The 26,160-nt window shown below is 34.6% G+C and carries 22 protein-coding genes; 18 read left to right on the forward strand and 4 right to left on the reverse strand.

The genetic code is table 11. The features are described 5' to 3' along the window. Nucleotides 1-78: 78 nt before the first annotated feature. From G3A47_RS15645 to G3A47_RS15730, 18 genes are all read left to right on the forward strand, one after another. A complete protein-coding gene (locus G3A47_RS15645; protein ID WP_166923971.1) occupies nt 79-813 on the forward strand; it encodes a hypothetical protein in 735 nt (244 codons plus the stop codon). Between the two features lie 85 nt (nt 814-898). Next, nucleotides 899-1,834 (forward strand): hypothetical protein, encoded by a 936-nt coding sequence (locus G3A47_RS15650; protein WP_166923973.1) that lies wholly within the window; start codon nt 899-901, stop codon nt 1,832-1,834. A 47-nt stretch (nt 1,835-1,881) separates the two neighbouring features. After that, the gene (locus G3A47_RS15655; protein WP_166923975.1) at nt 1,882-3,306 is read left to right on the forward strand and encodes a coiled-coil domain-containing protein; all 1,425 of its coding nucleotides are present in this window, start codon (nt 1,882-1,884) and stop codon (nt 3,304-3,306) included. 4 nt (nt 3,307-3,310) lie between these two features. Continuing rightward, a complete protein-coding gene (locus tag G3A47_RS23895) occupies nt 3,311-4,288 on the forward strand; it encodes a tail fiber protein (RefSeq protein WP_243860481.1) in 978 nt (325 codons plus the stop codon). A 7-nt stretch (nt 4,289-4,295) separates the two neighbouring features. Continuing rightward, nucleotides 4,296-4,781: a hypothetical protein gene (locus tag G3A47_RS15665; RefSeq protein ID WP_166923977.1), complete on the forward strand. Its 486-nt coding sequence runs from the start codon at nt 4,296-4,298 to the stop codon at nt 4,779-4,781. Continuing rightward, entirely contained in the window at nt 4,778-6,061 is a 1,284-nt protein-coding gene (locus G3A47_RS15670) for a hypothetical protein (RefSeq protein WP_166923979.1), read from the forward strand. The genes G3A47_RS15665 and G3A47_RS15670 overlap by 4 nt, the downstream gene beginning before the upstream one ends. Next, entirely contained in the window at nt 6,049-6,393 is a 345-nt protein-coding gene (locus G3A47_RS15675) for a hypothetical protein (RefSeq protein ID WP_166923981.1), read from the forward strand. Before G3A47_RS15670 ends, G3A47_RS15675 begins: the two co-directional genes overlap by 13 nt. After that, nucleotides 6,375-6,851: a PulJ/GspJ family protein gene (locus tag G3A47_RS15680; protein ID WP_166923983.1), complete on the forward strand. Its 477-nt coding sequence runs from the start codon at nt 6,375-6,377 to the stop codon at nt 6,849-6,851. The genes G3A47_RS15675 and G3A47_RS15680 overlap by 19 nt, the downstream gene beginning before the upstream one ends. Continuing rightward, nucleotides 6,841-7,977, forward strand: coding sequence for a type II secretion system F family protein (locus G3A47_RS15685; RefSeq protein WP_166923985.1), 1,137 nt, complete (start codon nt 6,841-6,843; stop codon nt 7,975-7,977). Before G3A47_RS15680 ends, G3A47_RS15685 begins: the two co-directional genes overlap by 11 nt. A gap of 138 nt (nt 7,978-8,115) precedes the next feature. Further along, entirely contained in the window at nt 8,116-11,481 is a 3,366-nt protein-coding gene (locus tag G3A47_RS15690) for an RHS repeat domain-containing protein (protein ID WP_166923987.1), read from the forward strand. Between the two features lie 4 nt (nt 11,482-11,485). Beyond that, the gene (locus G3A47_RS15695) at nt 11,486-15,136 is read left to right on the forward strand and encodes a DUF6443 domain-containing protein (RefSeq protein ID WP_166923989.1); all 3,651 of its coding nucleotides are present in this window, start codon (nt 11,486-11,488) and stop codon (nt 15,134-15,136) included. A 10-nt stretch (nt 15,137-15,146) separates the two neighbouring features. After that, nucleotides 15,147-15,737, forward strand: a complete 591-nt coding sequence (locus G3A47_RS15700) for a hypothetical protein (RefSeq protein WP_166923991.1) — start codon at nt 15,147-15,149, stop codon at nt 15,735-15,737. A gap of 100 nt (nt 15,738-15,837) precedes the next feature. Further along, nucleotides 15,838-16,074 carry an RHS repeat-associated core domain-containing protein gene (locus G3A47_RS15705; RefSeq protein ID WP_256371224.1) on the forward strand — a complete coding sequence of 79 codons (237 nt, stop codon included), beginning with the start codon at nt 15,838-15,840 and terminating at the stop codon, nt 16,072-16,074. Between the two features lie 269 nt (nt 16,075-16,343). Beyond that, complete coding sequence (locus G3A47_RS15710; RefSeq protein ID WP_166923995.1) at nt 16,344-16,730, forward strand: hypothetical protein; 387 nt, start codon at nt 16,344-16,346, stop codon at nt 16,728-16,730. A gap of 815 nt (nt 16,731-17,545) precedes the next feature. Then, nucleotides 17,546-18,106, forward strand: coding sequence for a hypothetical protein (locus G3A47_RS15715; RefSeq protein WP_166923997.1), 561 nt, complete (start codon nt 17,546-17,548; stop codon nt 18,104-18,106). 439 nt (nt 18,107-18,545) lie between these two features. Next, entirely contained in the window at nt 18,546-19,124 is a 579-nt protein-coding gene (locus G3A47_RS15720; protein WP_166923999.1) for a Crp/Fnr family transcriptional regulator, read from the forward strand. 86 nt (nt 19,125-19,210) lie between these two features. Beyond that, nucleotides 19,211-19,678, forward strand: a complete 468-nt coding sequence (locus tag G3A47_RS15725; RefSeq protein ID WP_166924001.1) for a YybH family protein — start codon at nt 19,211-19,213, stop codon at nt 19,676-19,678. Between the two features lie 270 nt (nt 19,679-19,948). Beyond that, complete coding sequence (locus G3A47_RS15730) at nt 19,949-20,728, forward strand: isocitrate lyase/PEP mutase family protein (RefSeq protein WP_166924003.1); 780 nt, start codon at nt 19,949-19,951, stop codon at nt 20,726-20,728. Between the two features lie 172 nt (nt 20,729-20,900). On the opposite strand, the gene G3A47_RS15735 is transcribed toward G3A47_RS15730, so the two are convergent. Genes G3A47_RS15735 through G3A47_RS15750 form a run of 4 tightly spaced genes read right to left on the reverse strand, consistent with a single transcriptional unit; the run spans nt 20,901 to nt 26,084 of the window. After that, nucleotides 20,901-21,896: an FAD:protein FMN transferase gene (locus G3A47_RS15735; protein WP_409994009.1), complete on the reverse strand. Its 996-nt coding sequence runs from the start codon at nt 21,894-21,896 to the stop codon at nt 20,901-20,903. Between the two features lie 10 nt (nt 21,897-21,906). After that, nucleotides 21,907-24,105 (reverse strand): PepSY domain-containing protein, encoded by a 2,199-nt coding sequence (locus G3A47_RS15740; RefSeq protein WP_166924005.1) that lies wholly within the window; start codon nt 24,103-24,105, stop codon nt 21,907-21,909. 5 nt (nt 24,106-24,110) lie between these two features. Continuing rightward, entirely contained in the window at nt 24,111-24,590 is a 480-nt protein-coding gene (locus G3A47_RS15745) for a DUF2271 domain-containing protein (RefSeq protein WP_166924007.1), read from the reverse strand. A 15-nt stretch (nt 24,591-24,605) separates the two neighbouring features. Next, a complete protein-coding gene (locus G3A47_RS15750) occupies nt 24,606-26,084 on the reverse strand; it encodes an ankyrin repeat domain-containing protein (protein WP_166924009.1) in 1,479 nt (492 codons plus the stop codon). Nucleotides 26,085-26,160 lie beyond the last annotated feature (76 nt).

Below are 26,160 nucleotides of genomic sequence, written 5' to 3' on the forward strand. Positions count from 1 at the left end.
ATTTGCGAAAAAATTTCTATATTACTTTCTACCGCACAATCGGCAATGCATAAACAAAATACTTTAAAATTTACAGGCATGATCAAAAAAAACATTATACTCCTACTTCTAATTTGTGTAGCCTGCCAAACAACAAAAATTAAAAACGAAACCTATAAAATTGCCACTTCGTCTCCGGAACTGGGAAGTATCGGGCAATCTGATGTAAAAAATGGTATCGAGCATTCCTTTAAAGTGAGAACCTTGGCAAAACTCGAAAATAATATTCGCGTTGCTATAGGCGTAGTTCCATTTAACAAACAATTAAACAAAGTCTACGCTTCAAAAGCAAAATACAACCAAAGTCATAAAAAAGTTGCTTACATAGATAGTCTTCCCAACAAACCGGAATTGGTAACTATAAAAATTTTGGATGTAAACAGTTTGACAAATGAACTGAATGCTCCGTACAATCTTGATGTTATCAAATTGGCAAAAAATATAAAAGGACCTCAGATAATCACCAGTATTGCGGTAAACCTAACTATAGAAGATATTACAAAAATCAGACAAGCCGATGCCTATTACCTGACCAATACACTGAATAAAAAGTACCTTATTACCACCTATAAATCCGGCAAAAAAGCAGATTTTATAGATATTGATACCGAAACGATTGTTGCTTATCAATCGAGTAAATTTTGCTGGGCACTAAATGCAAAAAAACAATGGTACCTTGCCGATATCGTAACAGATAACAGTAGTTGTAGCGGAAATACAAAGTCAATATTGCCTAAGAAAAACAAAAATGACAAAAGTCTTTTTGATATGTAAGTTTATCAAAAGTTAGTTGTCAAATTCCAGTTTCATACTAAAATTAATGAAGTATTGTACTTCTGTTCTAAAAATTACAATCGAAATGAATACATCTCACTCACCTCTTTTTTTTCTATGCCTATTATTTTTGGCTTTCGCATCCTGTGAGGAAATAGTTATGGTTCCTGATATTTCAAAAGATGAAGTTACTTTAATTGCTCCGGCAAATAATACTGTTTTATTTTCAACCGGGGTTTCATTTTCCTGGAACGCCGTAAAGAACGCCGACAAATATCGTTTACAGATTGCAAAACCCAATTTTTTGGCCCCAGTAGAAATTATACTGGATACCTTAATTGCTAAAACCTCTTTTAAGAGGCAATTAAATATTGGCAAATACGAATGGCGTATAAAAGCTGTCAACAGTGGTTACGAAACAGCTTATAAAACCAATGCGTTTGAAATTTTAAACAACGACGATTTTCAGGACAATACCGTAATTTTACTTACACCAAATAATAATTTGATAACCAAAAATGCCGTTCAGAAATTATCCTGGCAGTCCATTATTGGAGCAACAGAATACCAACTTCAAATTTTGGACAGTAACAACGAAGTAGTCAAAGAAGATAATAATCCTGCCACCAGCATTAACTATACTTTTCCGGACGGAAATTTTAGCTGGAAAGTAAGAGCCAGCAACGGATCCAAACAAACCTTATACGCAACAAGAGCTATAGTGGTTGACACCAAGGCTCCTAATACTCCTACCCTTGCTGTTCCAGCAGATAAAAGTACAACCACCACTACTTCTATTAATTTTCAATACAATAGAACTCCAATTGCCGGTAGTACTGAAAAAGACAGTCTTTATGTATATACTGAAAATGCTTTAACGAATCTTAAATTTAAAGAACAAGTTACCAGTCCGTATAGCAAAACCCTTACTGCCGGTACTTATTTCTGGTTTGTAAAATCATTCGACCAGGCCGGAAATACAAGCAACAGAAGTACTGTTTTTAGTTTTACTATAAACTAGAACAGAACGAAAAAATTAACATTTATAAAAGAACCTTTATAACATCCATGAAAAAAACAATACTCTTACTCCTATTTTCTTTTTTATCAAAATATACCTATTCACAGGTATCCGGTAATTTTACTGTAAACGGTGATAGTGACAAATTTTATCCGGTTACATTTTATGATGGTGGTTGGGTAAATAATGTTCCAACTAATCTGACTTTAGCCCGAAGCAGTGTACATGCCAATTCACAATGGAGAGGATCGCTAATGGCCGAATTTGATTATCATGTTACTTTAGGAGGTAATGGCTCAAATTTTATAGATGCCAAAATAAAACCGGCAAGATCAACAGGTAATGCAGTTTTCACAAACTTTATAGCGGGATGGCGCGATGTCACAGCATCAAACACTTCAACGTCTATAGTTATCTGGTTACGCGGAGGCGGTACTATCTATTACTATAAATCTAACTATGCTGTAAATCCTACTGTTTATGATGGTATACAAAATGCTTTGCCTTACAATGAAGCTGGCGGACCATCTCACTCTTATAAAACTGACCTGGATACTTATGTAAATACAAGTGATGTATATAGTATCGCAAGCGAAAGTAGCGGTGGTTCTTTAAAATTCAATTCCGTATTAACAAATGCAAATTCTAGAAATTGGTCCTTATCATCTGATGGTGATTCTTTTGGGGATTTTGTTATAAAATCGTCAACGACTCAGGCAACTAAACCAAGTGTTCCAAGATTTTTAATAGATCATCAGGGAAATGTTGCAATTGGTGCTACTGCTCCAACTGCAAATCTGGAACTAAAATCCTCAACATTAGTAGAATATGAAACCTTGCTAAAAGTGGGAGTCCTTGATGCTCCTCAGGATCATTTTAAGATTAGCAATTCTACAGGTATAGCCGGACAATTTATTCCCAGTTTATCCGCATACCATGTTACTGACAATCGAGCAGCAATGTATCTAATCGGCAATACTGAAGCTGCTAATGATACCGGAACAGAGCCATTAATAATCTTTGATTCAAGAAGAATGACAGGTTCGATAGAAGTAAGACCATTATTTTCTTGGGATTCTTATGGAGTAAAAAAAATGACGTTAAACGCAAATGGCAGTTTAGGAATTGGAACAACAACTACCGGAACTCACAAATTGGCAGTGGAAGGATCAATCGGTGCGAGAGAAATCAAAGTACAGGCAACGGGTTGGTCTGATTTTGTTTTTGCAAAAAATTACAGCTTGCCTACTCTTGCAGAAGTAGAGAAACATATTAAAGAAAAAGGTCATCTTAAAGACATTCCAAGTGAAGCTGAAGTCCTTAAAAATGGCATTTCTCTTGGTGAAATGGATTCTAAGCTACTTCAAAAAATTGAAGAATTGACACTTTATATAATTGAAATGAAAAAGGAAAACGAAGAAATGAAAAAGAATATTTCAGAATTAAAAGAACAAATAACTACTAAAAAATAACTTTATGAAAAAGAGGTTACTATTTCTGATATTGCTTGCGTTTTGTCAACTAAAAATTTCTGCTAAATCTAGTAATTATGCACTCCCAACAGAATACGAAACCACCGTTACCTTTCCTGCCGGTTTTGCAATTGGAGACTATATAGAATTTTTAAAAGTTAGCCCTAAATCGCTTGCAGGAGGTTATTATCAAATTTCTATAGCTTATACAAGAGGTAACATTGCGGCGGCAGCTACTCATGTGGCGGCATTATCACACGCCAACCCAGCAGTGTGGAGAGAAACGGGACGTCTTAATAATAACCCTTATACTGGAACCACAACCAATTTTACAGTGGACTGCAATACTGAAGCCGGAAATTCACGATTTAGAATACGAGCAATACACACTGCCGGAGTAGTCACCGATAATCTCACGGTTTATATAAAAGTAACTTCATTAAATATAAACAATTCTTTTACTGCTCTTAATCTAACCGGAAACGATGCCAGTGTTTCAAAATTTCTTCCTATGACAGCAGATTGGGATTTATATGTCGGGGATGTTTTTACTTCTAATGGAGCTTTACTTGCTATAAAAGCAATCAAAAATGGTAATGTAGGTATCGGTACACCAAACCCAGACGAGAAATTAACTGTCAAAGGAAAAATACATACTCAGGAAGTGAAAGTTGATTTACTAGGTTCACTTGTTCCTGATTATGTTTTTGCAAATGACTACAAGCTAAAATCATTACAAGAAGTAGAAGACTACATTAAACAGAATAGTCATTTACCTGAAATTCCTTCTGCCAAAGAAATTGAGCAAAATGGACTTATGCTTGCTGAAATGAATATGAGTTTATTGAAGAAAATTGAAGAACTAACCCTTTACAGCATTGAGCAAAACAAAAAAATTGAGGCGCAGGCTAAAGAAATTGAAACCTTAAAAAACTTAGTTTTGAGAGTTACTAAACTTGAAAATGAATTAGCTCGAAAATAAAAGAGTAATGAAGAATAAAAAAAACATTTACATCCTGTTACCAATCGTTTTATTCGTTTGGGGAGCTGTCTTGTATCAGATTTTTTCGTTTACCGATACAGACGAAATTACTGCTGCCGACATCCCCGAATTTACCATAAAACCGCTTAAGGTAAAAGAAAGGCAATCTATTGTTATTGATGTTAACTACAGAGACCCTTTCTTAGGAAAAATGTATACCCCACAAACCGTTTCAAAGCCAAAATCAGGAGCTACTTCCGTAAAAAAAACTCCAAAAGTGCAAGAAACTTTAGTGTGGCCCGTAATTCTTTATAAAGGAATGATTTCTGATACTAAAGACAAAAACAAGATCTTTATGTTGGTTATTGACGGACAAAATCATTATATGAAAATTGGAGATACCGCTAATGAAATCTATTTAAAAAACGGAGATAAAGAATCTGTTTATGTCAAATACAAAGGAAATTTGAACCTAATAATGCTTCAGGATTGAAACTAAAATTAAAACTAAAGTCCGGAGCTTTACAATTTACGGTATTTATAGCCGTACTAATTGCTTTGCTGTTGACTGGCTTAATTTTGTATGCCTATACTTTTATTTACATGAAAGAACAATCTAAAGGAGCGATTGAAAACATACAATTCTGCGATGCAGGAATACAATCCTTATTAGAGCAACAGGAATTTAATACAGATACGATTCAATTGAATTTTATTAAAAAAGAAAACCAAACCGTTAAAACACATTTGTCACAGTGGGGTGTTTTCGAAAAAGGAATCGTCATTTCTCAATTCAGAAAAAAGAAATTTACCAAAACGGCCATAATAGGCTCCTTGATTCGTGCGGAAGAATCTCCTACCCTCTATTTACAGGAAACGTATAATGCATTAACAGTTGTTGGCAATACGGTCATTCGTGGTATCGCCTGTCTTCCTCTGCAAGGGGTAAGTTCCGGTTATATAGCCGGAAACAGTTATTATGGCTCTCAACTTATTTATGGAACCATAAAAAAAAGTACAAAAGAATTACCGCAACCTAAGAAAAAACTTTTAGAAGTTATTGAATATAATCTGAAACAATACAAACCCGTTACAGAAGACGATTATATTGCTGCAGAAAAAAATCGAATTGTAAATTCTTTTCAGAGTAAAACAAAGGCAATCTATTCTGAAAATCCGCTTACAATAGAGAACAAAAATATAGTCGGAAATATTATTATAAAATCTGAAATCTCCATTCAAATTAAAAAAACAGCTCTGTTGAAAGATGTAATCCTGATTGCACCTGTTATCGAAATTGAAGACGAAACAACGGGTGTTTTTCAGGCCATCGCTTCCAAAAGAATAACCGTTGGAAAAGCGTGCAAGTTAAGTTATCCGTCTGCCCTGGTTTTATATCAGGATAATAAAAGCCATCCGGATGAAGTTTCTTTAAACCCAATGGATAATAAAATTTTTATTGATACCAAATCGGTTGTAAAAGGAAGTATCTGTTACTTTCAAACGAAAACTACACCTGATTTTCAAACACAGCTAACTTTACAAAAAGAAGCAACTATTAAAGGTCAGGTGTATTGTAATGGCAATCTGGAAATCAAAGGAACTGTCTCAGGATCGGTTCTTACCAAACAGTTTTTAGCCAATGAATCGGGGTCTATTTTTGTGAATCATATTTATAATGCCACCATCGAAAATCAAAATGTACCCAATATTTATGGCGGAATACCATTAGAGCAGGAACAACCTAAAACGATATTGAAATGGTTGTACTAAAAAAAATAAAATCGGCCACTTTAATTGAAGCGCTTGTTGCTACGGTACTGATCGTGATAGTATTTGTTATTGCAAGTCTGATACTCAACAATCTGGTCCTAAATACTTTTTCAAAAAACACACATGGTATTGAGAATCGTATCAACGAATTGGCTTATGAAATGCAGCACAATCCCCTAAGGTTACCTTACCAGGAAACCTATAAAAACTGGGAAATCACGATACACCAAGAAAAAATACAATCCAGATTCATACTTGTTATTGAAGCAGAAAATAAGGAGCGTAAAAAAGAAATAACCAAACAATTAGTCGTATGGGAACAGGTAAAATAAAATCATTTACACTTTCTGAATTACTGATTGTAATGATTATTACGGCTATAGTTGTAGGTATGGCCTTTAGCGTTTTGCGTTTGGTTCAAAAACAAATTCATACGATTCAGACCAATTTTGACAAAAGCAGTACATTGGCGCTTTTCGAGCAAAAGCTGTGGCAGGATTTTAATGAACCTCATGCGATAACAGGTAACAAACAAAAACAATTTGTAGTAATGCTTTCAGAGACAGATACGGTAACCTATTCTTTTCACGAGCATTATACCTTGCGAAATAAGGATACTATTCCGTTGAAACTTACGCTGCAAAAACTGCTTTTTAGCGGGAAAGAAATACAAGATGGAGACATAGACGCAATACAAATTTCTGCGGCAACAACACTGCCCGATTATGAAATTTTTGTCTCCAAAAAAAATGATATAACCTTTTTTATGAATCGAGAAGATGGCCTTTAAAATAGAAAACAGCACGATAAAAAAAGGGACTCCAACCCAAAAAACAAACAGTATTGAAGACTTACTGAAAAAAGAAATCACTCTTTTTGGCGATTCTTTCAATAACAAAAAGAAACAGGCATTCTATCAGGAACTGGCTGTTTTACTAAAAGCCGGAATCACTTTTAAAGAAGGATTGTCACTCCTTATCGAATCTATGAAGAAAAAAGCCGATAAAGAGTTACTACAATCGATATTGACTCAGGTGGTAAACGGGAAACCTTTTTCTGATGCGCTGTCGGGCTCCAAATCATTTACCGAATACGAATACTACTCCATTCAGATTGGAGAAGAAACAGGAACTACTGCACAGGTTTGTTTTGAACTAGGGCATTTTTTTGAACGCAAAAACGAACAGAAACGAATTATTATTGCAGCCCTCACCTATCCTTCAATTGTACTAAGCACGGCTGTTTTGGTTGTTGTTTTTATGTTGAGTTATGTCGTGCCAATGTTTCAGGATATTTTCAAGCAAAACAATATGGAACTTCCGTTTCTGACGCAAGTAATTGTCAAACTATCCGTTTTAACCAAAACCTTTGGCTTGTATTTCTTTCTGGCTGTTGTAGCTTTTATTTTTTCGACACAGTTTTTCAAAGACAATCCCAAATACAAAAAGACACTTCATTATTTCCTAATCAAAATTCCCATCATTGGCCCTTTTATGACCAAAGTATATCTGGCACAGTTTACACAGGCGGTAACTTTGCTAACTACCGCCAAAGTCCCACTATTGAACAGTATACAGATGGTAAAAAAAATGATTCGTTTTGTCCCTTTGCAGGAAGCACTCGAAAAAGTGGAAGAAAGCATCTTAAAAGGAAACAGTTTGAGTTCAAGTCTAAAAAACACTCCCCTTTTTGATAACCGTATCATCTCGCTCGTAAAAGTCGCCGAAGAAACTAACCAAACCGAATATGTCTTCAAACAACTCAGCGAACAATACAATCAGGAAGTGGTACAGCAATCTAAAATTATGACAACCGTTTTAGAGCCTTTTATTATTCTTTTTGTTGGGGTTCTTGTTGCGGTATTGCTGGTGGCTATGTATTTACCCATGTTTCAATTGAGTAGTGCGATTGGGTGATATTTTGCAAGGCAAAACACTAAAAATATATTTTCGTAGTAATTCAATATATTTCTGAAACATTTCAAAAATAAATTAAATTTACATTTGTATTTTCTTACAAATATTAAAAATCAATAACTAACCTAAATTATAAATATGCTTAAAAATAATGCTTTCGTAACATTTCTTATAATGTTATTTGTAAACCACTTAAGTGCCCAGGTAACAAAGGACATTCCTAATTATTTTCCTGTAAGTCCAAATGCTGCATCCTTTGCTAAGCAGGGTTTATATCCTGTGGATTATTATACCGGAAAGCTTAATATTAGTATCCCAATTTATACCATCAAGACCAAAGAACTAACTGTTCCCCTTTCGCTTAGTTACAATACTTCTGGAATACAACTCAACCAAACAGCTACTTGGGTTGGATTAGGATGGAACTTAGATGCTGGTGGTGCCATAGTAAGAAATGTAAAAGGTATTCCGGATTCTGGAGCACCAATAGTCAACTTACGAGATAATTTTTCATTTACTAAAGAAAATTACAAATCGCTATATCAAATGCAAAATGGGGAGAAGGACACTGCACCGGACGAATACATTATTAGCGCCCCTGGCTTATCCGGTTCTTTCTACTTTGATCCATTAAATCCTACTATTATATTGTTTAGAGATTTTCAAAACACAAAAGTTACAGTAATTGATCAACCTTATAATGGGTCTAATAGTCTAGAGTTAAGAAGTTTTCAGGTCGTAAAAGATGATGGAACGACTTACATATTTGGAGAAAGTGCTCCTGGAGGAAAAGCAACAGAACAAACCTATAGACATGGCAATGCGAGTTTGAATTGTGCCACAGTTTGGTACCTTACTAAAATAATTTCTGCTAATGGTAAAGAAGAAATTTCATTCGCTTATAAAACTATTGATAGTATTGATTATCCTGTAATGACAAGTGAGAGTTTACGGCATGAAGGACCTACACCAAGTATTGTTGCTGATTATCCTTCCGGTTTTTCTCAAATTAAAAAATGCTTTTTGCAATCAATATCCTTTGCTAATGGGAGAATTGATTTTATATCAACTCTTGATAGGCAAGATTTGGTACTAGATTACAAACTAAACTCAATAGAAATTTTTTCTGTTACTAATGGTACAAATAAGCTTATTCAAAAATCCAGTTTTACATATGATTATTATAGTAGCGGAACTGTGACAGATACGTCAGATCCATTCTGGCAAGATACCAGAATACAAGCTAGCAAAGGCACCTTTTTAAGATTAAAAGAATTAGTAAATAATAATACTAACACAAAGCATACTTTTGTATATAATTCTACTTACCTGAAACCAAGGGGATCAACGGCGCAAGATTATTGGGGGTATATGAATACAAATACAGGATCATTAATCCCTCCAACCACAATGGATATCCCAAATGGTGTTCCTGGAACTGATTATACGATTAATTTTGGTACAGGAGAAAGAAAGGCAGATGAAAACCAAATGAAAGCCGGAATCCTTGAAAGGATTAATTATCCCGAAGGAGGATACACAATTTTTGAATATGAAGCCAACAGGTATATTAAAGATGTAACTTCGACCAACACGATCAATAAATCTTTTACTGTAAGGGCCGATGGAACAGGTGGAAGCTGTAATGTCCATTATGGTGAAGGCATTGTCACAGTTGGGCCTAACTATATATATGGCAGTGGTAAAATATCTTATTATTTTTCTTCTGCTGAAAATGAAAATGGCCCTAATTCTTATGTTAAATTTGATAATGATGTTATCTACCGACTTAATTACGATCCCAACTTACGACAATATCCAACATCATCGGGGACTATTGACAATGTAAACGTTTCGGGATTGCTTTTAAAAGCAGCAGATTTCAGAAGTGGGGTTAACGGACCATCGGGCTGTCCTTTTTTAAATATCACAGCTTCATGGAAAGAATCAGCAGGAACTGTAGTGACTCCTACTACTTTTCTTGTTGGTGGATTGAGAATAAAATCTATAAAAAATTACCTAAATGGAACTGCTCAGCCCGTAACAGAAAAACAATATACATATGAGCAAGGTGATGTGCTTAATGTTGAAGGATTGGGTATTTATAAAAGAAAAGTATTAAGCTCGCCTAGTATTATAAAGGCAATATGCTCTTCTTCTGCTCTTTACAATAATAACATTGGAAGTGGTCCAAATATAGTTTATGGTAAGGTAACAGAAACAGATATAGCTACAGATCCATTGAATTCAAGCTTAAAAACAGACAATGGAAAAATAGAGTATTACTATGAAAGAACTGGGCCACAACGTGAAATTGATGTAATGCCTACATTATTTAAACACCCTTCTTATAACATATTTTTAAGTGGTACATTATTTCCTTATACAACCTCTATTTCTGATTTTGGTTATTATAAAAATGATTCTTGGAATTATGGTTCTCTTCTAAAAACCACATTTTTGAAAAAAGACCAATCCAATACTTTTAAAGTGGTTAAAAATATTGACAATACTTATCAAAAACTAATTGAAAAAACAATCTTTACCAACGTTATTTTTAATACAGTATTACCTCCTTATAATGCATATGAGCAAGGTTTTGTTACAGAACCCTACCAAGGAAATGACACTTATAGTGCGCAGTTTTTTTATTTTACAGGTGGTATTTCTCTTGGCAAAAAAGTCATTTCCAGTACAATCGAAACAGACTATGATGACAACGAACAGCCCACTACAAAAAAAACGACTACTTATGGTTATGAGAACCCTGCTCACTATCAGGTAACAAAAACCGAAATTACCAACAGTAAAGCACAGACCTTAAGAACACAACTAAGTTATCCGCAAGATTTAGTGGCTACGGGTCAGACTGTTGAAATGCAAAAATTAATAGCGCAGAACAAAATTGATAAACCTGTTAAAACAGAAACTTTTGTTAACAATGTTCAGACTTCAGAATCGATAACTAAGTACGAAGAAAATGCTGCCACTGGAGGATTACTATTACCAAAAGAAATCCACTCTTCAAAAGGTGTGGTAGAAACTTTCCCGTTTAGTGATAGCAATCGCAAAGTAAACTTCGATTTATATGATACGGATACTGTTAACGGAACTACAACCGGAAACGGAAACGTTTTGCAATATACGGTTGAGAGCGGAACACCCGTTTCGATTATTTGGGGTTACAACAAAACACAACCTATTGCTAAGATAGAAAATGCCACTTATGATCAAGTTACTTCCTATGTATCCAATCTCCAAAATATTTCCAATACCGGAACAGAGGCTGATTTAATAACGGCTTTAAATGCCTTGCGAGCCTCTTTACCAGCTGCCATGGTAACCACTTATACTTATATTCCACTAGTTGGAATAAGTACCCTCACAGATCCCAAAGGAAATAAAATCACCTATACTTATGATACAGCCGGAAGACTTGAATTTGTAAAAGATGCCGAGGGCAATTTAGTATCTCAAAACCAATACCGTTACAAAAACCAATAGTACAATGAAATATATTCTAAAACAATTTACCCTTTTATTGGTTTTAATAACATCAAAATCAATTGCACAAACACCGGCTACGATAACCAAAGGCGCCGGATATACTGTAACAGCAAGCGATACTCTTATCGCTACACAAAGTATCACTTTAGGGCCGGGTGTCTGGATAAAATCCGGAAGTAAATTTTTGGCTACTGTTAATTCGGATACTTATATTCCTTTAAATTTATCAAAAGAGAATTACATCTTTACCCGAACATTCCAAACTGCTATGACTTCGGTTTCGGGAATCTCTAATAATAAAGATGTTCAGGAATCGATTACTTATTTTGATGGACTTGGAAGGCCCATGCAAAGTATCGCTATTAAAGCATCGCCAGGTAAACAGGATATTGTAACCCATGTTGACTATGATGGTTTTGGCAGACAAACTAAAGACTATCTGCCTTATTTGGATCCTGTAGTTGCTATTGCCTCTTATAGAACAGGTGCAGCGGCAAAAACCGATGCGTATTATATCTCTAATTACGCTGCAGATATCAACAGTGCATTGCCTAATCCTTTTTCAGAGAAAAAATTGGAAGATTCTCCTTTAAATCGTGTTTTGTTACAGGCAGCCCCCGGTAGTGCCTGGGCTCTAAATTCGGGACATGAGATAAAACTGGATTATCAGACCAATGTTGCTGAAGATAAGGTAAAACTATTTGATGCAACAACAACTTGGAATGCTGCTTTGGGCATATACGATATTACTTTGGGGAATAGTACGGGAACGACCTTCTACGACATCAATCAGCTTTACAAAACAATTACAAAAGATGAAAATAGGACTTCAGGACACCATAATACCACCGAAGAATTTAAAGATAAAGAAGGCAGAACTGTCCTTAAAAAAACATACGGTGTTTCTGTGGTTAATGGCACAGCTGTAAGTACCGCACATGAAACTTATTATGTATATGATATATATGGAAATTTAACTTACGTACTGCCTCCTAAAGCAGATGGAGTTATTACCCCCGCAATACTGAATGACCTTTGTTATCAATACAAATACGACGACCGCAACCGACTGATAGAAAAGAAATTGCCAGGAAAAGACTGGGAGTATATCGTATACGATAAACTCGATAGACCAGTGTTAACCCAAGATGCAAATTTAAAAGCACTCAACAAATGGATGTTTACCAAATATGATACTTTTAGCAGACCCGTTTATACAGGAGAATATACCAATGCTACTCAAACGACAAGAATTGCAGTACAAACTTTGGCCAATACTGCCTCAGTTTTATTTGAAAACAAACAGGCTAGTCCTTTGACAATTAATGGGACAAGTGTAAATTATTCCAATAATGCCTTTCCAAATACAGGAACAGATTTATTTACTATAAATTATTATGATGATTACCTCCATATTGATTTAGATGGAGGAACAGCAGTAGCTTCCTATGGTATAACACCCATTACAAATGCTAAGGGATTGAATACTTGTACCAAAGTTCGCATTTTAGGCACTACAAATTGGACGACTACTGTTAATTATTATGATGTTAAAGGACGACCTATTTATAATTACAGTAAGAATAATTACTTAACTGCTACAAGTACGGCAAAAATAAAGTTTGATTTTACAGGTAAAATACTAGAGACAACCAGTACACATAAAAAAGGAAATGATGCTTTAATAACATTGGTAGATGTTTATACTTATGATCATGCGGGGCGTTTATTGACACAAAAACAAACCATCAACAATCAGGTTCAGGAAGTAATTGTGAGTAATACCTATGATAATTTAGGGCAATTGTTAACAAAAGGAGTGGGTGGTAAAGTCACGCAATCACGTCTTCAGCAGGTAGATTATGGTTACAATATTAGAGGCTGGCTTAAAAACATTAACAATGTAGCTACAATTGGAACCGATTTATTTGCTTTTCAGCTCAATTACAATACTCCTACTACAGGAACACCATTGTTTAATGGCAATATCAGTCAGACATTTTGGAAAACGGCCAATACAGACAGCAGTTTAAAAAATTACACCTATAGTTATGATGCCTTAAACAGATTGACACAAGCTACAGATAATGCGGGAAGATACAATGAAAGTTTGAGTTATGACAAAAATGGGAATATTATGAGTATTCTCAGATTAGGGAATACCAACCCAACCGCTGCCACATTTGGCACTATTGATAACCTCTCTTATACGTATGATAATGGAAATAAACTAACAAAAGTAGAAGATGCATCAGGAAGTACGGAAGGATTTAAAAACGGAAGCAACACCACTATTGAGTATACGTACGATAGTAACGGCAATATGAAAACCGATGCCAACAAAGCAATCTCTGCTATAACTTATAACTATCTAAATTTACCAACAAAAGTTACTTTAGGAACTGGAAGTATCGATTATGTATATGACGCCACGGGAGTAAAACAACGAAAAACGATAAGTACGGGAGGTAGTACTGATTATGTAGGTAATTTTATTTATGAAGATACTGTTCTTAAACAATTTGCACAACCCGAAGGATATGTAGTTAAAAATAATGGCATTTTTAGTTATATTTACCAATACAAAGATCATCTAGGTAATATTCGTTTAAGTTATCAGGATAAAGACAATAATGGTACGGTTAATACGTCCGAAATTGTTCAGGAGAACAACTATTACCCTTTTGGATTATTGCACAAAGGATATAATGCCACTGTAAATGGCGTGGATAACAAATATAAGTATAATGGAAAAGAACTTCAGGATGAGTTAGGACTTAATATGTATGCAATGGATATGCGTCAATATGACCCGACAATTGCACGATGGATAGTTCAAGATCCAATAGTACATCACAGCCAATCACCTTATAGTGCATTCAATGGAAATCCTATTTATTGGGCTGATCCTAGTGGTCTGGCTGGTGAGCATTACGATTTTAAAAGAGGAGGATACTTTAATAGCAAAGGGCAAAGTATAACTTTTGCTGAAGCCATGGCAAGTCAGGGTTTAAATACAGATGGAAGTGAAAAAACTGATTCAAATGTGAGTACGACTGAGAGTACGACTACACCAGTAAATATTAACCCTAAAGATGCTTTTGGTTATGAAAAAAAATATCCTCGTACTATGGCAGTCCTAAGACAACTAAGAGGATATGTTAAATCAAATCCTGAAATTCTAAAGAAATTGTCTGAGTGGTCAGGTTATTCAACTATGGAAGTTTTGGATAAATTAAAATACAGTAACAGTAGTATAATAATGGGAATTAGAGAATTAGAAAGTCTAAATAAATATAATCCTGAAGGATTAACAGATAGTAGTTCACTTTTTTTTCTTAGTATTGGTAATGCAGAAAAATTAGAAACTCTTAAGAAGAATGATGAGTTACAAGTGTTTTCTTTTTTTGTTGGAGTTACTATATTACATGAATTTGTCCATGCAGGAAGAAAAGCTAATAGACTAGACCCACTCGGAGAAACAGATGAAATGGGTTGGGGATGGGAAAGAGATACTTTTGAAGGACATGTAATCAATGGTTCATTTCATAAGGATGAATACAAGGATTACTTCTCTGAAAATAAAGGGCTAGTAAAAAAATATAAATGGAGTTTCAAAGATGCAGAATATAAATACCCACCACTTTTCTAAAAAACAAATTATGATAAGAAAATACATGTACTTAACGACTTTTTTTTGCTCGCTATTATTTATTTCATGTAAAAAAGAAATTATTGTTGAAAAGCAAAACATTCAAGTTAATCTTGGACAAAAGTTTATTGAAAATAATTTTTTAACGATAGTTGATACAGTTGCATATAGTAGAGGTGCATTCATAACTACACCAAGCGATTCTATTCCATACCCTAAATTATCAGTAAAATTATCACAAAAAATAAATTATGTTAAAGGTCTTGAAGAGTTTACAAATGCTTATTTTGCCAAAAATAAAGACTTAAGCATAACTTTTAAAAATGTTATAGAAAAGAAAGTTTACTCAGTAATCACATTAGATTCTATGTTTCCAAAAAATATTGGTAAATATTATTTTTTCTTTAAAGACAATGAACAAGATAAAACCATTAAGTATGCTGGAAGAATCGATATAGAGAATTTTAAAATATATAAGGATAAAGCCATATTGCTATTGACAAAATCAGTAGAAAAATATGGAACTACATTTATTGTCTTCTTAATAAGGGAGAATGGAAACTGGAAAATTTATAAAAAAGACGTTTTACTTATGTCATAGTTGGATTATCTAATGTACAATTAAAAACAACCTTCGGGTTGTTTTTTTATTTTTATTGCCTTTAAATTCCGCTGGCTGAAAAAATGAGAAGACATAGTCCATACAACTATGCTTTCGACAACCCTATTTTCTTTACGAGCTGGGGCTTAACATGTACGATTACGGAGCACGTAATTATGACCCTGCACTAGGAAGATTTAGTGTTCCTGACCCTATGCAAGAATTATACTATGGAGTTAATTCTTATGCTTATGTTTTTAATAATCCTGTACAACTCATTGACCCAACAGGAATGATTGTTGAATATGCAGATGACCAGCTCCGTAAAGAGTTCTAATGAAAAGCTTCGCAAATGTCGCATTGGTCAGACCAGTATCGTAATGATGATAGTAATAAAAAAACTCCCCTTGATGATTATGTTTTTGATGAGAATGGTAAATATCTTAGGACAGATAAAACTAAAAAACCCGATAAGTTAGTAATCGAAAATTCTAAAACTAAGAAAAAAAGTACTATAATTTTAATGATCCAAAAACGGATGTTGCTGATATTTTATATAATTTGAAACTCTGGGGAAATTCTTTTAAAAACATTAAATTTATTTATATGTTAAGTAATGTTAGAATTTCAAAAATGATGAATGAATCTGATGTTAGCCACAGAAATTATTTGAGTAGAAGATATTTTGCATTGACTGAATCGGTTGGGGGAAAGATTGATTTTTCAATATATCATTTACCTATTGTCATAGCTGAAAACGGTTTTGACCACATTTGGAGTTTTGATTCGGTGAGTAAGGATAGAGGTCCTATTTTTCTTTTTCAAAATTCAAATACAGCTTATAATCACATGGATGCGGGGAATTTTCTATGGGGAAATGCAATGAAAAAACTTGGATTTACTAATGAGGAAGCTGTTGACGCGGCAAAAGGCTACAATAAAGATGATACTGATGCAGATATAAAAGCTATTAATGCAGGTTTAGGATTTTAATAATTAAAATATGAAAAAGAAAAAGAAGAAAATAATATACATATTGATGTTAGTAATCATATTAGTCATAATTTTTATTTCATCATTATACTTAAAAAATGCACTTTATAATGATGAAGATGCTACGGAATTATGGAATAAAAGAGTACAAAGTGTTACAATAGATAGTTCTGCAACAAAGGGTAGTTCTGAATAAATTTGTTAACTCCGCTCTCCGACAAGTCCAACTGAAAAGCTGCAAATGTCTTTGATAGTAGTAACATTTTGTATAAGCCTAAAGGCTATAAAAGTCATTGGCAACATTCGCAAGTTTTGTATAACAATGGTAACAACACAAGTTGGCCTACTGATGGAGTAAGTGGAATTAAAGAAGTTAATTCATCTTTTGGAAGATTTTATCCCCCCAGCTCTGCAAAGAGTTCTAATGAAAAGCTGCGCAAATGTCCCTGACTTTGCGCTTTTTTTTTGCTTCAATCACTATTCTGTAGGTTATAAAAATCTCCCGACTTTTTCCGTTCAGGCCTCTAAAGAAACTGGGGAAAATTTGCAATCCATGCCCACAAAAAGCATCAAAAAAGCCACTTCAATTACGAAGTGGCTTTTTGTGTTTTTAACCAGTTGTACAAAGAGTCCATCTGAAACACTACAAATTTCTCCCAACTTCGCACCCACTCCAATAATCGGCAACGAATATAATTACTTCAAAGAAATCCACTATATTTACGCCCGCTCCGCAAAGTATTCCTATTGAAAAGCTGCTGCAAATGTCTCCAAGGCTATTTAAATAGAATATATAACCTTCCAACTTCTAAGAAATGAAAAAAATAACTTTAATTTTATTAGTTATTCTTAATTATTCCTGCATTGGACAAAAAAAGTCCTCAAATGTAAATTGTCATATTACTACAACATATGATTTGAAAGAATTTGATTCACTTATTAGAAATATTGACACTACAAAATTATTCAAAGATGTGTTTCAAAATTTTGAAAATACAAATGATGGAGTTTTATTATACAGATTAGCCTCAGGCAATGATTATGGATATTTCACAATATTTAATAAAGAAAATTCAAAAATCTATTGCCAAAAATTTTCCAAAAATTTCAACAAAAGAATAAATGTAAATGGAGAAGATAGTAAAATGATACTTAATGAAATAAATTTAATTGAAGAACCTAATACTTTTTACTATGAACAATGTACTACAGATTCCGTAGACTTTATTTATCTCTTGATTATTAAGAAAGAAGGAAAGATAATTTCAAAATATCTTTCTCACAGATATAATGATTTTTTGGGAGATCCTAAAAATGTTGATATAAAAAGCATTAAAAATATTTTTGAAATTGCCTACAGATATTCTTTTAAGTAGGTTTTAGTCATTGTAGTGTCCACAAAAAGCATCAAAAAAGCTACCCAGCTCCGCAAAGAGTGCTTATGAAAAGCTGCGCAAATGTCTCTGACTTTGCGCAATTTTTTTGCTTCAATCACTATTCTGTACGTTATAAAAGTCTCCTGACTTTTTCCGTTCAGACCTCTAAAGAAACTGGGGGAAAATTGCAATCCATGCCCACAAAAAGCACCAAAAACGCCACTTCAATTACGAAGTGGCTTTTTATGTTTTTAACCGGTTGTACAAAGAGTCCATCTGAAACACTGCAAATTTCTCCCAACTTCCCACCCCATCCCAATAATTTGCAACGAATATAATTACTTCATATAAATCCACTATATTTACTCTACATTAAATTAAATCCAAAGCATACTATTAAACAAGAAAAAACACAAAGCCGAACCAAAACGAAAACAAGTTGAACGATAGTACAAAACTGCACAGCTTTTATAATCATATTGCACGATTTACTCCTGTTACCGAAACGGAGTTTGAAGACGTTATGTCTTATTTTTCAGTTACCAAACTTCAAAAAGGAGATCATCTGATCGAGTATGGACAAAAAGTAACCGATACCCATTGGGTCACAAAAGGACTACTGGTTTCTTATTATTCGGATCAGGACGGAAAGGAACATGTTATTCAATTTGCTAATGAAGGCTGCTGGATTACCGATCAACAGGCTTTTTACAATCAGAAGACTGCTATTTTTAATATTGTCGCTCTTGAAGACACGGAACTTATCACCCTGTCCTTTGAAAATCGAGAGAAGTTATGCGCTACCCTACCCCTTATGGAACAATTCTTTCGTAAAAAAGCAAATGACAGTTTCGTGAAACAACAAAGTAGATTACTCACTTATATGACAAAAGACGCGACCGAGCGTTTCTATATCTTTTTAAAAGAATATCCCGACGTGATTCATCGGGTTTCAAAGAAAATTTTGGCTTCTTATCTCGGTGTATCAAGAGAAACACTAAGCCGACTGAAAAATTGACGCCCAATTAAAAAGTGATGTATGTCACCTATTTTTTTAGGGTATGGAATCTAATTTTGCTCTGTAAACAAATCAATTTAAATGTTATGAGCAAATTAATTTACAGTGCAGCAGTACTTTTTTTATTAGTAAGTTGCAGCAGTTCGAAACTAAAAAATCAAACCAACCAATTGGAAGAAGCCACAAAAGCCATTGCCGAAAGTAATGCCGTCTACTTTACTTCATTTGAAAAAAATGATTCTTCGATATTTGTCAATCGGTATGCCAAGGATGCCTGTATCATGGCTCCTTTTGCACCTCAGGCCTGCGGTCCTGAAGAAGCAGAAAAGTTCTTTAAAATGGCCTATGACCAATATGGTCTAAGAGGCGGAAAATTTATCACCACGGCTATATACGGCAGTGGAGATGGGTACGTAACCGAAGAAGGCTTCTGGCAATCTGTCAACGAAAAAGGCGAAATGTTTGATGACGGAAAGTTTTTGGTTCTTTGGAAAAAAACAGAAAACGGATGGAAAATGTTCAGAGATTCCTTTAGCAGTAATCATAAAAATTAAGTTATCCGTTGGGCGCCATTATTTTTTAACACATAGGAGCATAGTTTTAAAAACGAAAAAAAGACGTTTCACTTGTTTAAATGCACATAGTCAAAATATGTAATAGAAATGTAGTTCTCTTTTCACTCTTTTTTATAACTGAAATCTATGTTTCTATGTGTTAAGTATATTTTTAGAAATTGCATTCAAAGAAGTGTACCAAATTATAAAACCAATTTTATCAGAAGCTTAAAACAAATCAATATTTAAATTTCAAAAAACAACTAAATTATGAGTCCTTTATTTCAAAAATTTAATGAACTACACCAACAAGAAGAACCTCTATTAATAGGCAATGTATGGAATGTACAAAGTGCAAAAGTATACGAAAACAAAAATTTCAAAGCCATTGCAACATCAAGTGCCGCAGTTGCGGAGACGCTAGGTTATGCTGATGGTGAGGAAATGAGTTTTGAAGAATACCTGTTTGTTATCAAACGCATTACTAATTCTGTTTCGATACCATTATCAGTAGATCTCGAAGCAGGTTACGGAAAAACAGTACCTGAAATCGTAGAAAATCTAAAAAAACTACATGAATTAGGTGTTTGCGGGGTCAACATTGAAGATTCTGACATGCAAGACGGTAAAAGAACAATTGCAGATCCTGAAGTCTTTGCAACCAAAATAAAGGCAATTACAGCAGCATTGTCTGAAGCAAAAATAGAGCTGTTTATCAATCTAAGATCGGATGTTTTTCTTTTAGGTTTAGATAACGCTTTAGCTGAAGCGCAAAAAAGAATTTCGCTTTACGAGGCTACCGGCGCACAAGGTTTGTTTTTTCCATGTGTTACAGCAACAGAAGATATTATTGCTCTGACTGCAACATCAAACTTACCCATAAATGTAATGTGCATGCCAACCTTACCGGACTTTACCACACTAAAAAATGCTGGAGTAAAACGAATAAGTATGGGAGGTTTTTTAAACAAAAAAGCGTATCAGTTTTTAGAAACGGAGACACAAACTGTATTAGAGAATAATAGCTTTGCTTCTGTCTTTGAAAACTAAGGTTGGTTTAGGTAATCATTTTTTTATGGAATTAATTAAATAAACGATCCAATTGTCATTTCGACTTTAGGAGAAATCACACTAGTAATTCGACAAAGATTGGCGATATTCTTTGCGGAGTTTCTAGTGCGATTCCTCGTACCTCGGAATGACATTCAAAGAATGCCTTATATTATATAGAAGTGGTCTTGCGCTTAAACTTTTTAGATTTGAAAATCTTGCCTTTGTCTGTAATCATCAAACAGCTATACTCGGGATATTGATTGATTAATTGAAGACCTGCCTCTTTTCCGAGTACGATTATAGAAGTACTAAAGCCATTTGCCATTTCTGCACTTGGTCCGAAAACAGTTACACTCACTAGTCCGGTTGCAGGATATCCTGTAACCGGATTTATTATATGTGAATATCTTTTACCGTTTAATTCTATAAATTTCTCATAATTACCGGATGTGGTAACCGCTTCTCTTTTCATAGAGAAAATCTTGACAAATTTATCCAGATCAAATGGATTGGTGATCCCTATCGTCCACTCTTTTCCGTTGGGTTGTATGCCCCAGGTAGTCAAATCTCCGGATGCATTTACGATACCGGCTTTTACTCCTTTGGCTTCCATAACTTCACGGGCTTTGTCGGCTGCATATCCTTTGCCTATTGATCCGAAACCCATCTTCATTCCGGGTAATTTCAAAAATATCGTAGATTGAATGCTGTCTAAAACTATGTTTTTATACCCCACTTTTTCTACTGACTTTTTAATTTGCTCGGGTGTTGGCATTTCGGTCATTGAACCGTCGAATTTCCAAACTTTCTCCATTGCCCCAAAACTAATGTCAAAGGCACCGTTAGTCATCTTTGAAATAGCAATGGCACGCCTGGTAAGATCAAAAACTTCCCTGTCAACTTTTACCGGACGAATACCCGCATTTTGATTGACTTCAGAAACCTGCGAATCCGATTTCCAATCAGAAATAAGGTTTTCTATCCGCGTAATTTCTGCAATCGTTTCGTTTATCCGGGTTTCAGCCGTCAAAGAATCCTCTGCTATAATAGTGATGTCAAAACGACTTCCCATAAGCAAGGTGGTTCTTTTTCGCATGATTTGCCCTGAACTACACAAACTGTACAGAAAAATTAGAATTGGAAGTATCTTTTTAAATTTCATCATCTTTTATAACCTAATAACAATCGGCCAGTATTTGTTTTTTTGCTTTATAATATGCTAAATCATTTCCATTTTTCACTATACAAATTTCGTCCAACACCTTTTCTACATCTTGTTGCATAACCAGTGAACCGCAAATCATCACAACTCCACCTTGTTTCAATAAATTAGCAAAGAAATCAGCGTCTTTTTGTATCAAATCCATCACATAACATTGATTTTGCTCTCGCGAAAAAGCAATATGAAAGTCTTGTAAATGTTGGTTTGCTATCTGTTCCAGAGCAAACTGTTTGTGTCTGGCAACAGTATCTGTTTCGTTTCGGAAACCGGTATACAAATGACAGGCTACTTTCCTTTTATTTTGCTCAATCATTCCCAAAAACGGAGCAATACCCGTTCCATTGGAAATCATTGCCACGGCTGGCGCTTTTTTAGGAAAATGAAATCCTGAATTCTGAATAATACGTGCCTTAATTACCGATCCGGCTTCAAGCGCATACAAATAACCTGAACCCAGACCTTGCTCATGTAGTTTTACTACCAGGTTTATGTTTCCACTACTTTTCCCAACAGAATACAAACGATCTCTGCCATCTCCGGCCGGATAAATAGCCAATAAATCTCCTGAAGTAAATTTTGTTCTCATCCCGGCACTTAAGCTTAACATAAAGGTATGATCGTTTTCTGAAATGATCGTTTTCTCCAACACCATCATTTTTTCAAGACCTTTTGGCTTTTGGGCATACGTTGCAGGAGTTGTAGCTAAAGTAATTCCTGCTTTTTGATTCCACTTTTTCACCCAGTCCGTAAATTGTACCGGTGATTTGTCATCGATAAGATGTACATCCAGAAATCTGTTACTCCAGTTTTGAAGCCCCAAAATTTCATCTGCTTTTATAGCAAAACCACAAAAGTCAGGATAGGACTTAGAACCAAAACCAACAACAGATACATTTACTTTCTGCTCTTGCGGATATTGCTCTACAAGCGATAAAAATTTACCACCGTTAGACGGTGCATCACCCAATCCGTGTGTAGAAGTGAAAATAAGAAGATGTTCTGCTTTTGGAAACTGTTTGTACTCGTTTAAACCTCCTAAATAAGACGAAAAACCATGGGCAAGTAATTGGCTGTGAATGGCATTCGCAAAACGCAATGTGCTTCCGTTTTCTGAGCCGGCCAACAAAATAAACTGACTGTCTTTTGCCTTATGTTTGTTTTTAATTCGTGTTTCTTTGCGACGTAAAGTCATTGCAAAACCCGAATAAATAAAAAACAGAATGTTTAATGATGCAATTGCCAGAACGACCGCCCAAATGGCACTTGCACGTCCGGTATGCAGATCTAGGCTCAGTTTTTCCAGCAATACCGTTACGGGATACTGCTCTTCACTAATAATTTGTCCGGTAAACTGATTCACATGCAGTTCACGATCATTCAATTTAAGAATAAAAACTTCTTCGGGATCTTCTGTATCAAAAGGAAATTCTATTTTTTGAACTTCAGAAAGTTTAGTGTTTTTGAAAATCTCAAAATCGGCAGTATCTTGTTGTTTACTGCTTTGATTGTCAAAATGCGTTTCTTTGGGATTTTTGCTCTCGGGAAAAAGCTTAAACCTTTGCATCGAAAGATAGGTACCCGAAAGTGCAATGATTAAAATAGGAATAAGCATGAGCCTGCCTAAAATAACATGGTAATATTGCGCAAAACTGTCTTTAATAATTTTTGAGAAAAAGCGACGGAGTCCTTTTTGTCGCTGTAAAACTAATGCGGTACCTGAAATTGCAATCAGAAAAAGCAAAAAAGCATTTATTCCGATAAAAAACCTTCCGGTTTCATGCAAAAAAAGAGAACGATGGAAAGAAGTAACCCATTGTATAAAAGCGCCTTTCTTTTCTGCTTTACCTAATACTTTACCATTTTGCGGATCTATATAGGCTTCAACTTCATTGCCTTCTTCATCAAGCCCTTTTAATGTTGTAAATTGATTGTGATCTACACTAATCTCACTAACTTCTAAATATTTCTTACTCAGAGTCGGAATAACAGCTGCAACAGATAAATTCTCAAAGTTAGTAACACCATAAGGCGGTATTTTCTCCCCTATTGCATCGGCTGCAAGGACAACTCCCGTAAGGGATGCCAAAACAAGAAACAAAGAAGAAAATACCGCCAGAGTTAAGTGTGCATATCTCCAAACGGATAATGTCATATGCCTTATATATTGCTAAGTTTTACATATCTAATGTATCCTTTACCTTCTACTTTTTCAGTAACACCAGCTGTTGTTAATGGTATTTCGGCATCCGCTACATGATATTTCTGGTCTTCAACAGCGCTTTCAAAACGTATTTTATAGCCTTTATCTATTTTTGATGTTTCAATTTCAAACACTGTTACACTACGATCACCTCCGGTAACAGAAGCTCCTGTTTTAGCACTTACATCTGCCTTTTTAGAGCTGAATTTATTCCATTCCTTTAAACTTGTATACCATTTTTTATCGTCACCCATTACATACAAGGTCTTTTCGTATTCTCCTTTTGCATTTATAAGTGATACTGCTACATAGGCACCTTCACCAACATAGTTGGACATTTGCAAAAGACATTTGTATTTAGTGGTTTGCGCTGAAGCCTGAAATGAGGACAGCCCCATGATCACTGCCATAAGGCAGATTTTAGATAATGATTTCATTTAATAATTTATTTACTATTTTAAAAAGTCAATTGCTATATTATTCTTTTTTAACAATTCGTTTTCTTGAGCCAGACTGTATGCCGTTTCATCAAATTCTGTTTTGATTTCTTTTTTGGCACCTATTGACAATAGATATTTTAAAACGCTATCGTCTTTTGCAATCATTGCTGCTTTATGCAATGCGGTTAATCCTTCGCTATTTTTAGCATTTATATCAATATTCAATCCGTCCAGTTTTTTCAACAGGGTGATATTGTTTTTAGCTGCTGCTGTATAATATAAGGTACTCCCATCTTTTTGTTGCGCTGCAAAGTTAATTCCTTTGTTCTTTAATAAAACTAATTTATCATCGAAATCGTCTTTTTGTCCTCCTTTTGAACCTTTATAAGACTCAACTAAATAAAATGCTAAGTTATTTCCTACTTTATCTTTAACAGTACTGTCGGCTCCTTTGCTCAAAAGCAATGAAACCACTTCTGCCGAACTTCCTTTTACTGCTGCTGTTAGTGCAGATTCACCTTTAGCATTTACAACATTGATATCTTTAACTTTCGCTAATAATGTTTGAACTAATTCGATATCTTTTCCTGCTGATGCAATTATTAACGCTGTATTTCCTTCTTTGTCTGCTTTATTTACATCAACTCCTTTTTCTATAAAATACTTTACAATCTCAGATTGTTTTTCTTTGTAAGCCAATATATGAAGTACTGTTTGCCCGTAAGAAGAAATTGTAGTTGGCTTTAATTTAAGATCCTCTACCAAATATTTAAATACTTCAATAGAATTTGAGCTTCTGCGCATCGCTTCAGCCGCTGTTATCAATGCATTATCTGTATACTTCACTCCTTTTCCGGCTAATGTTTTAAGCAAGCCAATATTTCCTGATCTTGCCGCATAGTCAAAAGCAGTATTTCCGTGGCTGTCAACATCTTTAAGTGACAATCCTTTTGACACTAAAAAATCCGCAACTTTCAGATCTTTATCTCCCGGAATCGCAAGCAATAAAAGGTTTGCGCCATCATGGTATTTCTTTTTAGGATCAATTCCCGCTTTAAAAAAAGCATCAAATGTAGTTGGATTATTTACTCCTGCTCCAGCAGCAAAAGCAATAGGTGTTGCACCATGGCTGTCTTCAAGATTAATATCAGATCCTTTAGCAATAAGATATTCTACTAGTTCTGTATTTCCTTTATAAGCTGCCCAATGCAGATAAATACGATTATCGTGCGTCATTTTCTTTATTCCATTGCCCGGTAAGCCCAATAAATATTTAATATCTTCAAGAGGCGCGTTATTATTGATCGCTAAAACAACCGGATCAAAAGCATTAGCATTTAATTCTGCAGGATTATTTCCTTTTTCAATTTCAGCTTTTAAGGTGGCCAAATCCGGAGCTGCTTTCCAAAAATCCTGATTTAAAAGCTTATTTTCCTGAGCATTAACCTGCAATGTCGCTGCTATTATGGCAGTAAAGATTATTTTTTTCATAGTTTAGATAATAACAAATGGTAATATATTTAACGAAACAATCCGCCCCGTGATTTCGAGGCGGAAAGTTAAATCT

The sequence above is a fragment of the Flavobacterium poyangense genome (genome assembly GCF_011751075.1).
Classification (GTDB): Bacteria; Bacteroidota; Bacteroidia; order Flavobacteriales; family Flavobacteriaceae; genus Flavobacterium; species Flavobacterium poyangense.

What these genes read in the sequence shown, in the direction of transcription:
- G3A47_RS15675 (WP_166923981.1), top strand. Translation starts at nt 6,049, where the DNA reads ATGGTTGTACTAAAAAAAATAAAATCGGCCACTTTAATTGAAGCGCTT.
- G3A47_RS15650 (WP_166923973.1), top strand. Translation starts at nt 899, where the DNA reads ATGAATACATCTCACTCACCTCTTTTTTTTCTATGCCTATTATTTTTG.
- G3A47_RS15725 (WP_166924001.1), top strand. Translation starts at nt 19,211, where the DNA reads ATGAGCAAATTAATTTACAGTGCAGCAGTACTTTTTTTATTAGTAAGT.
- G3A47_RS15690 (WP_166923987.1), top strand. Translation starts at nt 8,116, where the DNA reads ATGCTTAAAAATAATGCTTTCGTAACATTTCTTATAATGTTATTTGTA.
- G3A47_RS15750 (WP_166924009.1), bottom strand. Translation starts at nt 26,084, where the DNA reads ATGAAAAAAATAATCTTTACTGCCATAATAGCAGCGACATTGCAGGTT.
- G3A47_RS23895 (WP_243860481.1), top strand. Translation starts at nt 3,311, where the DNA reads ATGAAAAAGAGGTTACTATTTCTGATATTGCTTGCGTTTTGTCAACTA.
- G3A47_RS15715 (WP_166923997.1), top strand. Translation starts at nt 17,546, where the DNA reads ATGAAAAAAATAACTTTAATTTTATTAGTTATTCTTAATTATTCCTGC.
- G3A47_RS15655 (WP_166923975.1), top strand. Translation starts at nt 1,882, where the DNA reads ATGAAAAAAACAATACTCTTACTCCTATTTTCTTTTTTATCAAAATAT.
- G3A47_RS15685 (WP_166923985.1), top strand. Translation starts at nt 6,841, where the DNA reads ATGGCCTTTAAAATAGAAAACAGCACGATAAAAAAAGGGACTCCAACC.
- G3A47_RS15700 (WP_166923991.1), top strand. Translation starts at nt 15,147, where the DNA reads ATGATAAGAAAATACATGTACTTAACGACTTTTTTTTGCTCGCTATTA.
- G3A47_RS15745 (WP_166924007.1), bottom strand. Translation starts at nt 24,590, where the DNA reads ATGAAATCATTATCTAAAATCTGCCTTATGGCAGTGATCATGGGGCTG.
- G3A47_RS15695 (WP_166923989.1), top strand. Translation starts at nt 11,486, where the DNA reads ATGAAATATATTCTAAAACAATTTACCCTTTTATTGGTTTTAATAACA.
- G3A47_RS15710 (WP_166923995.1), top strand. Translation starts at nt 16,344, where the DNA reads ATGTTAAGTAATGTTAGAATTTCAAAAATGATGAATGAATCTGATGTT.
- G3A47_RS15680 (WP_166923983.1), top strand. Translation starts at nt 6,375, where the DNA reads ATGGGAACAGGTAAAATAAAATCATTTACACTTTCTGAATTACTGATT.
- G3A47_RS15730 (WP_166924003.1), top strand. Translation starts at nt 19,949, where the DNA reads ATGAGTCCTTTATTTCAAAAATTTAATGAACTACACCAACAAGAAGAA.
- G3A47_RS15735 (WP_409994009.1), bottom strand. Translation starts at nt 21,896, where the DNA reads ATGATGAAATTTAAAAAGATACTTCCAATTCTAATTTTTCTGTACAGT.
- G3A47_RS15645 (WP_166923971.1), top strand. Translation starts at nt 79, where the DNA reads ATGATCAAAAAAAACATTATACTCCTACTTCTAATTTGTGTAGCCTGC.
- G3A47_RS15740 (WP_166924005.1), bottom strand. Translation starts at nt 24,105, where the DNA reads ATGACATTATCCGTTTGGAGATATGCACACTTAACTCTGGCGGTATTT.
- G3A47_RS15665 (WP_166923977.1), top strand. Translation starts at nt 4,296, where the DNA reads ATGAAGAATAAAAAAAACATTTACATCCTGTTACCAATCGTTTTATTC.